Genomic DNA, 15,153 nt, shown 5'->3' on the forward strand with positions numbered 1-15,153 from the left:
GAAGGACACCCGATGACCGAGATCACAATCGAAAAATACGCCGGCAAGATGAACCGCGCCGGCTATGACGCGTTTTTGCAGGCGATGCGCCATGCGCGCAGCGAACGCAACCGGTCTGTCGAATTGTGTCACTGGCTGTTCTATTCCCTGTCAAACAAAGATGCTGATCTGTCGGTGACCCTAGCGGAACTGGGGTTCGATCGCGGACGGGTGTTGAAAGACCTCGACAAGGCGATGAGCGCCCTGGACAAAAACGTGACCGAGACTCCGGGCATTTCCGATTTCCTGTCGGATGCGCTGAACCACGCGTGGACCTATGCCACCCTGTTCTTTAGCGAAGCGCAAATCCGCACCGGCCACGTTTTGGTGGCCCTGCTGAGTGATCCCCATCTGAAACGCCAGTTAACCCGCTATTCCATGGTGTTTGACGAAATCTCGGCAGAGCAAATCAGTCAGGACAGCCGCACGATTTGGGCCAATTCCGAAGAAGAAACCATGCCGCCGATGGATGGCTCCGGCCTGTCTTCGCCCAGTGTCGATGGCGCGGGCGAGGATCGCAAAGGGGCCGCCACGCCGCTGGGACGCTTCGCCAAGGATATGACCGCCGTGGCCGCCAATACCGATCCGATCAAAGGGCGTGGTGACGAAATCCGCCAGATTATCGACGTGTTGTTGCGCCGTCGCCAGAACAACCCGATCCTGACCGGCGAGGCCGGGGTGGGTAAAACCGCCGTGGTTGAAGGGTTTGCACAGGCTTTGGCCGCCGGCGATGTGCCGCCAAAGCTGCAAGGCACATTGCTCTATGAACTGGACATCCAGTCGATGCAGGCCGGTGCCTCAATGAAAGGTGAATTCGAACAGCGCCTAAAATCCGTCATCGACGAGGTGCAGAATAGCCCGACACCGATCATCCTGTTTATAGACGAGGCACATACGCTGGTTGGTGCCGGCGGTGCGGCGGGCACGGGGGATGCCGCCAACATTCTGAAACCCGCACTGGCACGCGGCACCCTGCGCACCATCGGGGCGACCACATGGTCCGAATACCGCCAGTATTTTGAAAAAGACCCTGCCCTGACCCGCCGTTTCCAACCGGTCGGCGTTGATGAGCCTACGGTTGAACAATGCTGCTTTATGCTGCGCGGCATCCTTGGCCCGATGGAGACGCATCATGGTGTGCGCATCTCGGACGAGGCGATTGTTTCGGCGGTCTCCCTGTCGCACCGCTATATCCCGGCACGGCAATTGCCGGATAAAGCTGTGTCATTGCTGGATACTGCTTGTGCACGGGTTGCGGTCAGCCAAGCTTCGGTGCCAGCGCGGATCGCAGATACCAAAGACAAGATTGAAGCCCTGAGCAGCGAGATCGCCAGCAAGATTGCGGAGCGTGATCTGGGCGAAACCGACGAGGAGCGGCTCGCCGAGGCCGAAGCGGAAAAGACCAAGTTTGAGGCGCGGCTGGCCGAGCTGGACGCCAGTTTCACCGCCGAAAAGGAAGTTGTCGATCGGATTCTGGAGCTGCGCTTAAGCCTCGCTGCCAAGGATGCCCAGGAAAGTGACGAAGACGCAGGCGAAACGCTGGACCCCGAAACCGCGCGTGCGGAAATGTACGAAAAGATGGCGCTGCTGGATGGCGGCAACCCCGACAACCGCATGGTCTATGCCCATGTCGACGGGCAAGCCGTGGCCAGCGTGATCAGCGACTGGACAGGCATTCCAGCCGGTCGCATGGTGCAGGATGAATTGCAGGCCGTGCTGCAACTTGCCGACCGCTTGCAGGAACGTGTCATCGGGCAGGACCACGGGCTTAAGGCCATCGCCAAAAGGATCGAAACCAACCGCGCCGGTCTGTCCAACCCGAATAAACCCATCGGGGTGTTCATGCTGTGCGGGCCGTCCGGCGTGGGCAAGACGGAAACCGCACTGGCCTTGGCGGAACAGCTTTATGGCGGCGAACAGAACGTCATTACAATCAACATGAGCGAGTTTCAGGAGGCCCATACCGTTTCCCTGCTGAAAGGGGCACCTCCCGGCTATGTCGGCTATGGCGAAGGCGGACGATTGACCGAAGCGGTGCGACGCAAGCCCTATTCCGTGGTGCTGCTGGACGAGATCGAAAAAGCACACCCCGACGTGCACGAGTTGTTCTTTCAGGTGTTTGACAAGGGCATCATGGAAGACGGCAATGGCCGCGTGATCGATTTTAAGAACACGATCATTTTGCTCACTTCGAATGTCGGCACCGACGTGATCATGGAAATGGCCGAGGCGGGTGAAACCACACCGGATATGGAGGAGCTGGAAGCCGCGATGAAACCTTTCCAGCTCGACGTTTTCCCCCCCGCACTTCTGGGCCGCATCGTCTCGATCCCCTATTTCCCGCTGGGCCGCGACGTGCTGACCGGGATTACCAAACTGAAACTCGGCGCTGTTGAACGCCGCCTGAAAGGCGCGCATGGCGCGGTGATCACCTATGCCGACGGGGTGATCGAACATATTGTTGAACAATGCCGCGACCCCGATAGCGGCGGGCGGATGATCGACAACATCATCACCAATTCAATCCTGCCCGACCTCAGCCGTCAGGTGTTGAGCCGGATGGTATCAGGGGATGCTTTTGCTTCTGTAGAAGTGTCAGTCGAAAACAATGATTTCTCCTACAGTTTCAAATAGCCACCAAAAGGAAACAAGAAATGTCTACAATTTCTCAGACCTATCATGATCTTCGTTTTGCGCCGGAACAGCTTTATTTCACCGATGAGGAATACGCATCCATCGCCAAGGAATTTTTTGGCGTTGAAGGGCCCAAGGAAGCTTATACCAATCGTGACCGCGCGTTTTTGCAAGCTGCTCTGTTTGTCGCTGTCGACAAAAGCGAGAAAGCCAAACTGCTGTTTGATATCTGGTCCTCTTTTGTGTCCGCCGCGCCCAGTGGCTCCATCACCAAACTGATGAAAAAACTGGTGCAATCCGGGGCGAAACACGCGTTTTCGGCCTATATCGACGACAGCCCGAAATATTCTTCTGTTGGCCGGGCTGGTGTTCAATATGGCCCGTTCACTACCCAATGGCGCCTTCGTGTTGGTGTCGGCGATGTTTCAGCGCTGGAAAACTTTCTGAAATACGGCAACTAGCAACAAATCTCACAACTCTACCAACATCGCATCCACTGCGGCACGATAGGCTATCACTTCGGGCGGAATGCGCCGTACCGGAGGCGGTGCTGCCGGTCCTTTGCCCCGCTGCCGCATCTTGCGATCTGACCAGGCGCGTAAGTCGGCGATGCTTTTGCCGCGCAGGAAGGGGTTTGCATTCACCACCTGCGCGCCCATCACCGACAGGACAGAGGCATCCGCATCCGCACGCAGCGCCATATGCGCGCCCGCTGGTCCCAGAAAATGCGCCAGATACAGACGCCCGGCAGTGATTTGATGGCCGCGCGTACGCAGGAACGCCTCGTTTTCGCGGGCCAGATTGCGCACCATGTCACGGCTTAGCGCCGGATCAGTGCGCAGCGCCAGCAATTGCGCACGGTTCATCTTGCGCACCAGATCGGGGCGATAGTCGCGCATCATGCGGAGCCATGTGCTTTGAATAAACTGCCCCAGTCCTGTTGCCGTCGAAAGTGGGTTTTTTGCGGTTGCCACACCGGCACTTTCCACACGAATGATCTGGTTCACCAGCGCATCAACAGCTTGGGTCGCCTGACCATCGCCGCTGCCACCATAGGTCAAGGGATCAACCGGTGTGCCATTCGCGTGCAATTCGAAATGCAGATGCGGTCCGGTGCTGCGCCCTGTGGTGCCGACAAACCCAATGACCTGTCCTGCAGCGACCATTTTGCCTTTCTTCAAGGCTTTGGCAAAGGCATTCAAATGGGCATATCGCGTCTCAACCCCACCGCCATGATCCAGATAAATCACATTGCCATACCCTCCGCCATCGCCAATCCGGGTCACCCGCCCCGCTGCCACGGCCAGCACCGGCGTGCCGGTTGGGGCCGCCCAATCCACCCCGTTGTGATTGCGCACCTGATTAAGGATCGGATGATGCCGTGGCCCAAATCCAGAGGTTTTCACACCGTCCACAGGCACCAGAAATCCGCCGCCCAGACCTGCCCCACCCTGTGACGGGGCGTCGAAGTCGAAACAGCTGAAATCATCCCCGCTGGGCAGAAGATAACAGCGCATTGTCTGCGTGGGGCCGTGGATGCCGACATAAAGCACCTCACCAAGGCCACGACCCAAGGGGCCGGGGTCCGCCGCGCGCAGCACCACCAACTCGTCCCCGTCAGCGACAAACCGATCCAGATCGAACCGCTGTGACATCAGTACAATCAACTCGCCCACCATACCTGTCGACATCCCGTTGCGGATCGCGGCGGAATACAGCGCATCCAGCAGGCGCACTTCACCCGGTTTGCCCGCCTGTTGCCGGACCTTGCCGGAGCGCGACAGCAGATCCGCATCGATCCAGGGGTCCGCCGCCGGTTCAAACCGCCCCGCTCCCACCTGTGCCAGACTGGCCAGATACCCGCCCGGCCCATATACCGACATCAGCATCAACCGACCTGCAAGGGCATCGGGACGCAGCCGCAATGCCACCACAGAACCGGCGGGCAGAGGGGTGGGCAGGGTCAGCTTTTGCTCCGCTGCGCGGGCGGCATTGGCAGCCTCATTCGCAGCCAACCCGCCAGAGACCAGCACGTCCGACAGGTTGCGCCCCGCCTGTAGTACAATGACCTCGTCCTCATACAAAACCCTGCGCTGGCTTTCACGCAGGGTGACGGCGGTGCTGGTTGTGTTTTCAATTTGCGTTTCGACATAGACCGCAGGCGCAGCAGCCGGATCAGCGCCGTTTTCCTCTGATCCAACCAAGCTGCCCCAGCTGCTGTCTTCCTTGACGGCAACCAGCTTGCCTTGCGCGACAGGTGCCGCCGCGCTGCGATCTGTTGTGGCACGAAACCCCTGACTGCGCTGCGCCTTGAACAGGGCAAAGTCATCTCGGCTGGACGGCAGGGTTGTGATCAACCGCCGCTCCGCCACAAACAGGCTGTCCTTCAGCGCCAGAACCGCATCGGGACCACCACGGGACAATCGACCCTGTGCAAAGCTGGCCGGGGCAGGCAGTCGTTTCGACAGATCGCTTTCAGACCCGGCAAAATGCAGGATCATCGGATCGCGGCGCAGATCAATAAAGGAGTTCAGCCGCTCAACATTGATTGACGCCTGAGCGGTTTCGGAACTTTGCACCAATGAAAACGTTTCATCCTCATCCTCCGGGTTCTGTGCCTGTTCGGTTGGGTCAGGCCCCTCGCGCCCCTCATCCGCACCCCAGCCAGTGATCCCCCAGATCAAACCGGCAAGAACACCAAGGGCCAATACCCCGGCACCTGCCCGAAGACCCCAACGGCGGCGGCGTCTGATTTTGGCATGTCGTGCAGTGGTTTGGAAACGTGGATCTACGTCAAACGGCATATGTTACCGGAACACGCCGCCCAGTCTGCCACCAGAAATCGTTCGCTTGGGTGCCGCCTTTGCCGCAGGTTTGGGGGCTGCACGGCGTGTCGTCGTACGCGGCTTGGCTGCTGTGCGATTGGTGGACCGGGTTGTGGAACGCGCAGTGGTCGCGCGCGGTGCTGCGGCAGCCACAGGTGCGGCACAGACGATATCGTCTTGCAAAACGATTTGGCGGAACAGGTCAATGGTCGGGTCCAGTGATACGGCTTCCACGCCATCGATCTCATCAAAGTAGCGCCCGACCGAACGGCGCGAACCCGGACCCCACTGCCCGTCAATGCCAGCCGAATAGCAGCCCATCCGCGCAAGCTCTGTCTGGAGCGCTGTCGCCAGCAAGGGCGCTGGTGGATCAAAGGCACCTGACCCCACCAGGCTCGCGAATAATCCGGCGTCCTGTTCCCGCAGGGTGCGGCGCGCCTCCAGATTTTCGTAGCTTATTTCATTACTGGTCACGTCGCCCAGTGGTTCAGCAGGGGAAAAGGACGCAAGGGTAAGATGCTCGATAATGCCCACGATAATCGACGGCTCTGGCAACCCGGCAGCGCGAGGCAAGGCTGCCTGCTGCGCCTGTGGCGTAGGGGCAAAAATCACAACCTCACCGGCATCCGGTGATGATGCCGGCGCCGGCGCTTCCAACGCAACCGGCAGCAGGGCCACACCCGCCGATGGTGCGGTGACCGGCGTCAGCGAAACCACTGCACTGGCGGAACTAGAAACCACATCATTGCTGATCAGCGAAACAACCGGCGCGGCAACAGTGGGCGCGCGCAGCAAAAGGTCTTCTTGTATGTTGGACGTGACCGTCACAGACGACAACAAAGCACCCAGTGTCATGTCAGCCTCAAGGTCGGCTTTCAGCAGATCCGTCATCCGCCGCCCCATGTCCGGGCAGGCCTCCCCCGTTGGGGCCGAAACCGCGCTTAGCATTTCGATACCCGGTTGGGGCAAGGGCAGCACAAGGTCGACATCCTGTGCCGGGCAGGTTTCGACAAGCAGTGCAAATTTGTTCAGACCCGCAGAAACCAGACGGCTGACCACATCGTCAAAGCGCAATGCGCCCCCTTCCAGCGCAATTGCTGTGCCCTCCTGTGTCAGCGGACCGGTCAGATAAATCACGGCATGATCGTCACTGCCCAACAGATCAAGGGCCGCCAGAACCGCATCGCGCGGCTGGTCGCGCAACATCTGAACCATATCTAACCCGCCATTGCGTAGCGCACCGGCAACATGGAAAGCATCCGCAAAGGCATTTGGCACCGCCGGACCGGACTGGCCGATCACGATGCCCTGCCAGTTTTGCGCGATGGCCGGTGTCGACATCATTATTCCGGCCGCACATCCCAAGGATGCCGCCCATTTGCGCAGATTCCAGCATGGTCGAGAGGGGATCATCGTGCCCGAGCTCCTGTCTTTGAGATCATCCTACATCGAAAATCCGCTCAAGGGCGAGTCGCGATTGGAATTTGAGGCCTGGAAAAACATCAATTTGGTGGCGGATAGATAAAGAGAGTCCAGCGTTCGCTTTTGCGGGTGTCCACCTCGTGAAACCGCGCCTCAATCAAACCGCGCACAAGGCAATCCCCCTCGCCCCTGATCTCAAAACGGTCCGGGGCAACGCACATCGGTGTAGCCCCTGTCAGCACCTCACGACCAAAGACATCCTTGGCAAACACATAAAAATAGCGCGCCGTCAAAGTTTCGTCGATGACATTGGCACATTGGTTGGGGCCAATCGTCCACCAGCCAGAGGTGTTGAATGCCCTGCGTTCATAGGCCCCCAAGGCAACGTTGATCACATCAAAGGTTTGATTGCAGACCGCAAATTGCGCCTCGGCCCGGATCGGCAGAAACGGGGATATTCCCACCGCGCATGCCACAAGGCGGATCAGTTTCCTCTGCATTACCTGTCCTGTCACAAGAGTTTCCAAGATACGTGGCCAGAATTGATCCCGAGAAGGCAATGGATTCAAATGCTTCAGTAGGGCAGCGTGGGGAATATACCACAAATTTGACAGGCCCCGATAAAAAAGCTGAAAAACCAAGTGATATAGGCTATATAGAGGTCATGATACGTTTTGTAGGCATAACAATCGGGTTGGTGATCCTGACCGTTGGCGGCGGCATCGGCCTGTCCAATGCACATGGATCTGCGGGCAAGGCGGCAATTTCTTCGCCTGAACCTTTCGCGCCTGACAATGCCGAACTTGGCCGGCTTGCATGGCCTGTTGAATCTGCACAGACCGCAGAGACTCCTACAGCGGAAGAAATGTCGAATATCGTTTCCAAAGACGTTTCGCGAGCCAATGTCCTGCGCTGGCGGCTTTTCGGATCGGAGCTGGCCCCTGAAACCGGCCACCGTCCCAAATCACGGGGCAATACAACCACCCATACTGCGCATGCCTCTGGTGATCTGGTGTTTGACGCGCCCGTCATTCCCCGAGAGGTGAAACCGGCAGCGGCTTCAATGCCGCAGGCCAGACGAGTCGCCGAACCGCGTACCGTTCCCATGCCCGCAGTAAAGCAGCGCAGCATGAACAATCAACCAAACCCCGGATTTCTGATTGGCGTTTTCCGCTAGCGTCCATCATCATTCCCTTGGTTGCAAATTTCCGATTTCATATCAGAAAAACACGGTTTATCTCATGATTCCGATTGACTTGTCGCCCGGTTCGCGGCGCTATGGTCATGCAATTGTTTAACGAATTTGCAAGGAAGATTGATGTTATTTAAACGTATTTTTGCCGCCACCGTCGCCGCCGCCCTCACATTCTCAACGGCCTCTTTTGCACAGGAAACCCCTGTATTTTCGCTGGAATTAAATGGTGCAACTGAGACCGAGGCGGGCAGCTGCCGTCTGACCTATGTTGCCGCCAACAGAACCGGAAATGCCTTGGATAGAACCGCCTATGAAGTGGCGGTTTTTGATTCCCAAGGGGCCGTGACACGCCTGTTGGTGCTGGAGTTCGGTGATCTGATTGAAGGCAAGACCAAGATCTTGCAATTTGATCTGGCCGGAACCCCCTGCGGGGCGATTTCGCGCATTGTGGTCAATGACGCAGCGGCCTGTGTCGTTGCCGGTTCAGAGGCCCCAATTTGCATGCAGGCCCTGACCGCCTCTTCACGCACAGCAATTCAGTTCGGCATCTGATCTTTGGATCACGGCGTGCCCTGGCACGGATGACGATGGAAAGGATGTTATGGAACAGTTCTTTGGGACGTCTTTGAACCCTGCCACCTTGGTGGTTTTTCTTGCATTGGCGGTATTGTCCCTGATGTCGGTCACCGTTTCGGTTTTCAAACTGGTGCAGTTTGCCCGGATCGGGGTCGGTAAACGACACCGCGCCGAAGAGATCCTTGATACCTGGCTGTCTGGGCGTGGCGACGATGCCATGCGGCTGGCGTCAGATCGCAAATCGGTCCTGTCGCGCATCCTGCAGGCGGTGTTTTCCGGCGTGCAGGCCAAACCGGGCGAAACCGCCTATGCAGAAGAGCTGGGCCGCCAGACCGCTGTGATCGAACTGGCACGGATGACCGAAAAGATGCGTTTGTTGGAAATGGTGGTACAGGCCGCCCCGATGCTGGGTCTACTGGGGACAGTGATCGGCATGATTGATGCCTTTTCGGTCCTGTCCCTGTCGGATGGTGGTGTTGATCCTGCGGCCCTTGCCGGGGGCATCTGGACCGCGCTTACGACCACCGCGGTGGGTCTGGCGATTGCGCTGATCGCTTATTTCTTTGCCAGCTGGTTCGAAAGCCGGATCGACCGTGAACGCAACCTGATCGAGGCGGCCATTTCTGCCGCGATCTATGGTCGGGTTGACCCAACCGCAAAGGCATAGTGGGGGCGTGGCAAGCGGCTTTTCCCTCAATCTACCCCAGCGGCGTACAAACTACCGCTTCGCATTGACGCCTTTGGCCGATGCCATGTTTCAGCTGTTGATTTTCTTCATGTTGTCCTCTGGACTGACGCCCTATTCCCTGCTGCCTTTTCAAAGCGCGCAGGCCCAGGTGGATGCCGGCCCAAGCGTTGCTGGAGAAGAAGGCGAAGACCCCGAACCACCCGCCCCTGAGCAGGCGGAAGATGTGGCGCTTTGGACCATCGAAGCAGAGGCCGTTCTGGTTGGCGGCCAGCGTTTTGGCTTTGATGCGCTGGATGATCTTGCCGGTGCCCTGGGCACTGCCGGCTCCCCCGGCTCGGTTGTCCTGATTGTACGACCCTCTGCACAGGTGCAGGATATCACGACGGTTCTGGCCCGCCTCAGCGCTGCCGAAGTCGCCTCGGTTCAGGTCAGCATTGGGGAGGAATTCTGATATGGCACCCCGTCGTCGCCCCCTGCCCCGTCCACGTGAACCGATCCGGCCTGATGTATCGCTGTTCATCGTGAATATCGTGCTGCTGCTGATCCTGTTTTTCCTTGCTACGGGGTCGCTGGTCAGCACACCGGATGAAGGTGTGCGGATATCAGAAACCCGTGATTTGCCGATTGATCAGCTGCCCAAACCGGTGCTGATTGTCGAGGAAGACGGCAGGTTGACACTGGATGGCGCGGAACTGGCGGTGGAGGGGCTGCCGCAGGCCATGGTCGGGCATAGTGTTCTGCATGTGCTGATTGACCGCACGGCACCTGCCCTTGATCTGCTGAAACTGGTCAACCGACCCGGTATGGAAAACCTTGATATCCGGCTGGTCACCATTCACCGGCGTGAAGGGACATGAGTTTTCTACCCTATCATGGCAGCCGCCCCGGCGGCTGGTGGGCGGCAACGGCAGGGGCTGTTGTGCTGCACGGTGCCGCAATCGCCATTGGGTTTGGTGGGTTGCAGAATGTGCTGGCCGTCGCCGCCCCCGATCCAGAGGAGCGGCCTGAATATACCATCACCATTGCCCCCCTAGACAGCGATACAATTGCCGGTTTGCTGGAGCAGGAAGGTGAAGCCGGGGCTGATGACGGGGATGGGATTGATCCTGCCACCCCCGAAACCCTTGAAGATGCTGAACCCGAGGAACTGGCAGCCCTTGCGCCGGAAGAAACCATCGCCGCAGAACCGGTGGCACCCGATCCGGTGGAACCGGAACCGATCACACCAGAGGTTGAAGAACCCGCTGCTCTGGAACCAGAAACGCCTGAGGCTCTTGAGGCCATCGCCGCCGCACCTGTTGAAGCAGAGCCAGAAACCATCGAACCGATCATACCGGCGGCACCCGAGCCGCTGGATACCGGTCCGCTGATCCCCGAAACCGTCACTGCCCTGCCCACAGCGCCAGCGTTAAGCCCGATCGTGCCGGAAGGCACAGCCGGGTTGATCGCCACGCCGGTTCCCTCTGGCGCGGAAACTGTCACCCGTGTGCCCAGCCAGACCGAGGTTGTGCGCCCGGCTGCGGCTGCCAGTACGGTGGTTACCGCCGTGGGGCGCCGGCCTGAAATCAACCCGCCCAAACCCAAAGTCGCGGCACCGGCGCCTTCAGCACAGGATATCGCGGTGGGGGATCTGTTGCGCAGGATCAAAACCTCTGTGACCGATCCGTGTCTGTTGGCATTGCCCCGGCGGGACGGGACAGAGGGTGTCGGACTGGCGTTGATTGCCAATTCCGATGCCGCAATGGCGCGCTTCAGTGACGCGGTGCTGACGGAGGAAGACACCGACATTCGCCAGACCCGCGTGTTGATTGATGATCGCCAATGTGCCGCGCTGAATTATGTCCGGCTGAACCGTGATTATCCTGCGACCCAATTGGGTCTGCGCCTTGATGCCGCCGAGGTGCCTTCCGGTGGCAATCTGACCGGCGTCCTGCGGGGCACTGCGGGGCGTTATGTCACCTTGGTGTTGGTTGATAACAACGGCGTGGTTCAGGATCTGCAACGCTTTATGTCGTTCTCCGGGAATTTTGCGCGCTTTGATGTGCCGGTCACCCGTCCGGGTGCGCCGCGTGACACCAAGCAAATCCTGCTGGCAATCGCCACCCGCCGCCCCGCCATGGAGATTAGGGACCGCGCCGGACAGCTGGCGCAGGATGTATTTTCAGAATTATCCGGCGAGGTAGCCAGTCAGGCAGCCCTTGCGGTTGCAACTTTTGATGTGCGCTAGAATTCGGGCCTAGTCTTCCGGCGGCAGTAATTTGACATACCCCAAACTTGCCGATGCCGCGCCCTTGCGACCGGAAATTTCTTCCAACACCAAGGCCAGCAGTTCGGCCGCAGGGATGCCATCACCCGCCGTTGCCGTGCGCGCCAAGGGGCTGTCACTGGCGACAACCAATACCAGTTGCGGCACCGCCTCTGATCCCTTGGCCAGCGTCAATCCGAAGTTCAGACTGCGTTGCCCGCCCACCGGATCCGATAACCGTTCCGTCAGGTTGAAAAGCGCCCCACTTGGGGTGATCAGCGCGGCCCAGACCGACTGTCGCCCGATGTCGCCGATCCGCACAGTTGTCGCCTGCCCCGAGATCATCTCGTCTTTTGTCATCTCGATCCGTGGGGCCTCTCGCCCGCGCCCCTGAAGCGCATGAGTGAACTCAAGCGCGGCACATTGATCCGGCGTGATCTGGCGCGGCAGGATGGCAGGGCGGGCGCCAAATTTCTCTTCATAGGCAACTGGCAGCCCGGCCAGCTCTTCTCCGGTTTGTGAAAATACCTCGATCATCCCCGCGTTACGGCCAGCCGGCACGCGCGTTAGAAACGTGCAGCGCCCGGCATCGAAATCTGCCAGAAAACCGGCACGGGTATTGGTCCGTCTTGCCGGCATGCCAGCGGTTTGCGCCCCAAGGTCTATGCCCGATGCGGGTGGCGGCGGGGCCTCGCCAAACATGCCCATCTGCCATGCACCAAACCCTACTGCCGCGCTGATCACCACAAAGGAGCCAACCAGCAGCCCCAGCGCCTTGTTACCACCGCTGGTTTCCGGTTCCGGCTCTGGCAGGGTGGCGGGGCCCATCGTCTGTGGTGAAATGGTGCTGGGGTAAATACTTCTTTGGGTCATTGCCGTCCCCGGCATTTGCAACCCATGAGGCGGGGCGGTGAATTGACCGGTGCCGGTGGTTTCCGCCGGATAAAACCCCACACCTTCCCGATAGGCCGCCGGTATCAGCTCTGGGTGATCCACCATCTGGCCCACCAGATCCATCGAGGCAGGGCGACGGGTTTCGTCCGGCTCCAGCATATGGCTGAGGATCGGGCGCAGCGCCATCGGCACCGCGGAAAGATCCGGTATGGTCAGCCGCGATTGCACCGCTACAACGATGGAGCTGCCCATATCAAGCGGTGTACCAATTGCCGCCGCAGCGGTCAGCAGCGCCAGCCCGTAAATATCCGCGGGCGAGCTGACCTCACCCCCGCCCAGCTGTTCGGGCGCAACATATTTATACTTGCCGGCAAATTGCCCATGGGTTGTGCCCTCGGTCACAACCGTTGATTTGGCGATGCCAAAATCGATCAACCTGGCCTGACTCACGTCACCACCGGGCAGCATGACATTATCCGGCGACAGGTCGCGATGGGTCACCCCTTGCGCGTGCGCTTTGGACAAGCCGCTGCTCAACCGCTTCAGCAGTGTCATCACCGCAGGAACAGGAAGGGCACCAAATTCCTTGATGTGATCCGACAGCGGAATGCCCTCGATAAACTCCATCACCAGGAAATATTGGTCCAGATCGCGGTCGTGGACATAGTTGTAGTAGCGAACAATCGCCTCATGAGCGAGCTGGCGCAGGGTGCGGGCCTCGCGTTTGAACATCAGCCCGGCTTTTTCATCCTCGGCCAGTTCGGGCAGGATCGCCTTGATCGCAACCGGATCACCGGTGCCAATTTCCACACCGCGATACACCGCGCCCATGCCGCCGGATTTCAGAACCTGTTCAATGCGGTAGTTGTTGTTGATTGTGGTGCCGATACCAAGTGCAGTGGTTTGCGGTTGCACGGGTGGTGCCCCGACAGGCGGATCAAGCGGTGGCAGATCATCCTTTGGCGCGTTCTGCGCAGGTGCCTGTTGCGGGTCCGGCGTATTGGCCGACGGATGCGCCTCGAACTGGGTGCGTTCGGCATCCTCTTCGGGCGGCTGCGCGGGGGGGCGGCTTACGATCCGTGTCTTATCGTCGTCCTCATCGTCCGATACCGGTGGCACGCTTTGGTTTCCCTTGCTGTTGTCTTTCCCGCTCACAATATCGACCCTGTATCTAAACTACTGTTATCGAGATCATACAACATCTCATCTTCCGCCGGTGGAGGCGCATCAGAGCAGCGCATCGCGATAACCGTGACATTATCACGTGCACCCCGCCTCACTGTCTCTTCGATAAGTTGCGCGCAAGCCTCTTGCGGTGGATACCTCAGCAACACTTCTGCAATTTCCGCATCCGCGATGTGTTCTGTCAACCCGTCCGAGCAGATCAGAAACAAATCACCAAGCTGCAATTCACCAGTGACCCGTTCACAAATCGGTTTTTCGCTGACACCAACCGCGTGGGTAATGACATTTTTGCGCGGCCAGTTCGCCGCCTCTTCCGCGGTAATCGACCCAGCATCCAGCAATGCGCGTGCCTCTGTATGATCGCGGGTCTGCTGGATCAACTGTCCGTCGCGCAGCAGATACAACCGGCTGTCACCTGACCAGATACAGTCAAATTGGGTTTGATGCACCAGAAGTGCGGCAACTGTGGCACCGATCATCCCACTTTCCAGTTTCGCGGCCTGCGCGCGGATCACATCATTGGCCCGTGTCAAGCGCTGGTCGAAACGCGCCACCAGATCATCCGCAGAAACCGCTAGCCCGATCGAATTAAGCTCATGCACAATGGTTTGACTGGCGAAATCACCCGCTGCATGGCCGCCCATGCCATCGGCAACCACCCAAAGCCCGTATTCGGGCCGTGCAAGATAGCTGTCTTCGTTGACCTTGCGTTTACAGCCAACATCGCTGCCCTGCCCAGTCTCAAAGGTGAAGTAATCGTTTCGGTTCACGTTTGTGCCCCCGTTTCGCCCGCCACGCCACCCAAGAGCCAGCCCAGGGCCTGCGCTTCGGGCAGACCGGGACAGCCCAGCCATGTCGCCGCGCGATCCCCCTCTTTGCCCTGCGATCCCGTCGCCCACCAATAAGAGCGGGTTAATTGCGCCCGCGCCGCATCCGGTCCGGCAGCAGAGGCCAGCAAGGCCTCCAGATTGCCCTCCGGGTGATGCGCCCAGAGGGTTGGCCCCACGGCTGCATGGCTTTCCCCTTCGGCGACAATCTCGATGTTCACACCCTCCAGCAATGCCGCCGCACCTTGACCTGCTTCCATCTGATCCAAATGCGCAGCCATGGCTTCCCAGGGGGATTGATCCGCCGCATCACCCAAAGGCACCGGCACATCCGCGCCACTGGCCAACAGGATCAAGGGAAAACGCCGGCCCACGCGATCCCGCGAAGGATGCAGCAGGCCCACCACCGTTTGCCCCAGCACACCACGTCCGATCCAGAACCGCAGATCCTGCGCCCCGTCCCAGAACGGGCCCCACCCCTCGCCCATCTGATCCCGCAGCACCGGCAGGCAGGCATCAAGCCAGCTGTTCATCACATCAACCAGCTGTTCGGAAACACCCGCCTGAAGGAAATCACCGTAGCCGGGATGTTTGCCCATGATACCGATAACGGCCTTGCCCAT

14 protein-coding genes are annotated in these 15,153 nt (G+C 59.2%); 8 read left to right on the forward strand and 6 right to left on the reverse strand.

Going from position 1 to position 15,153, the window contains the following annotated elements; all coding sequences use genetic code 11:
- Positions 1–12: 12 nt before the first annotated feature.
- The gene (tssH, locus tag QQL78_RS21145; RefSeq protein WP_284376827.1) at positions 13–2,673 is read left to right on the forward strand and encodes a type VI secretion system ATPase TssH; all 2,661 of its coding nucleotides are present in this window, start codon (positions 13–15) and stop codon (positions 2,671–2,673) included.
- Between the two features lie 20 nt (positions 2,674–2,693).
- Positions 2,694–3,134 carry a hypothetical protein gene (locus tag QQL78_RS21150; protein ID WP_284376829.1) on the forward strand — a complete coding sequence of 147 codons (441 nt, stop codon included), beginning with the start codon at positions 2,694–2,696 and terminating at the stop codon, positions 3,132–3,134.
- Positions 3,135–3,143: 9 nt separating this feature from the next.
- On the opposite strand, the gene QQL78_RS21155 is transcribed toward QQL78_RS21150, so the two are convergent.
- From QQL78_RS21155 to QQL78_RS21165, 3 genes are all read right to left on the reverse strand, one after another.
- The gene (locus tag QQL78_RS21155; RefSeq protein WP_284376831.1) at positions 3,144–5,477 is read right to left on the reverse strand and encodes a M23 family metallopeptidase; all 2,334 of its coding nucleotides are present in this window, start codon (positions 5,475–5,477) and stop codon (positions 3,144–3,146) included.
- Between the two features lie 3 nt (positions 5,478–5,480).
- Positions 5,481–6,842, reverse strand: coding sequence for a hypothetical protein (locus tag QQL78_RS21160; RefSeq protein ID WP_284376833.1), 1,362 nt, complete (start codon positions 6,840–6,842; stop codon positions 5,481–5,483).
- Positions 6,843–7,000: 158 nt separating this feature from the next.
- On the reverse strand, positions 7,001–7,420 hold the full coding sequence (locus QQL78_RS21165) for a DUF1036 domain-containing protein (RefSeq protein ID WP_284376834.1): 420 nt from the start codon (positions 7,418–7,420) through the stop codon (positions 7,001–7,003).
- 164 nt (positions 7,421–7,584) lie between these two features.
- Here QQL78_RS21165 and QQL78_RS21170 point away from each other — a divergent pair, with 164 nt between their 5' ends.
- From QQL78_RS21170 to QQL78_RS21195, 6 genes are all read left to right on the forward strand, one after another.
- Positions 7,585–8,097 carry a hypothetical protein gene (locus QQL78_RS21170; RefSeq protein WP_284376836.1) on the forward strand — a complete coding sequence of 171 codons (513 nt, stop codon included), beginning with the start codon at positions 7,585–7,587 and terminating at the stop codon, positions 8,095–8,097.
- Between the two features lie 141 nt (positions 8,098–8,238).
- Entirely contained in the window at positions 8,239–8,667 is a 429-nt protein-coding gene (locus tag QQL78_RS21175) for a hypothetical protein (RefSeq protein ID WP_284376838.1), read from the forward strand.
- 49 nt (positions 8,668–8,716) lie between these two features.
- Positions 8,717–9,358: a MotA/TolQ/ExbB proton channel family protein gene (locus QQL78_RS21180; protein ID WP_284376839.1), complete on the forward strand. Its 642-nt coding sequence runs from the start codon at positions 8,717–8,719 to the stop codon at positions 9,356–9,358.
- Positions 9,327–9,830, forward strand: coding sequence for an ExbD/TolR family protein (locus tag QQL78_RS21185; protein WP_284376840.1), 504 nt, complete (start codon positions 9,327–9,329; stop codon positions 9,828–9,830). Before QQL78_RS21180 ends, QQL78_RS21185 begins: the two co-directional genes overlap by 32 nt.
- Position 9,831: 1 nt before the next feature.
- A complete protein-coding gene (locus QQL78_RS21190) occupies positions 9,832–10,236 on the forward strand; it encodes a biopolymer transporter ExbD (protein WP_284376841.1) in 405 nt (134 codons plus the stop codon).
- Positions 10,233–11,606, forward strand: coding sequence for a serine/threonine protein kinase (locus QQL78_RS21195; RefSeq protein WP_284376843.1), 1,374 nt, complete (start codon positions 10,233–10,235; stop codon positions 11,604–11,606). Before QQL78_RS21190 ends, QQL78_RS21195 begins: the two co-directional genes overlap by 4 nt.
- 9 nt (positions 11,607–11,615) lie before the next feature.
- Here QQL78_RS21195 and QQL78_RS21200 read toward each other — a convergent pair whose 3' ends face one another.
- Genes QQL78_RS21200 through tagF form a run of 3 tightly spaced genes read right to left on the reverse strand, consistent with a single transcriptional unit; the run spans position 11,616 to position 15,153 of the window.
- Positions 11,616–13,637, reverse strand: coding sequence for a serine/threonine-protein kinase (locus QQL78_RS21200; protein ID WP_284376845.1), 2,022 nt, complete (start codon positions 13,635–13,637; stop codon positions 11,616–11,618).
- A 32-nt stretch (positions 13,638–13,669) separates the two neighbouring features.
- Positions 13,670–14,473 carry a PP2C family protein-serine/threonine phosphatase gene (locus QQL78_RS21205; protein WP_284376847.1) on the reverse strand — a complete coding sequence of 268 codons (804 nt, stop codon included), beginning with the start codon at positions 14,471–14,473 and terminating at the stop codon, positions 13,670–13,672.
- Entirely contained in the window at positions 14,470–15,153 is a 684-nt protein-coding gene (tagF, locus tag QQL78_RS21210) for a type VI secretion system-associated protein TagF (protein WP_284376849.1), read from the reverse strand. The genes QQL78_RS21205 and tagF overlap by 4 nt, the downstream gene beginning before the upstream one ends.

This window comes from Sulfitobacter pacificus, from assembly GCF_030159975.1.
Classification (GTDB): domain Bacteria; phylum Pseudomonadota; class Alphaproteobacteria; order Rhodobacterales; family Rhodobacteraceae; genus Sulfitobacter; species Sulfitobacter pacificus.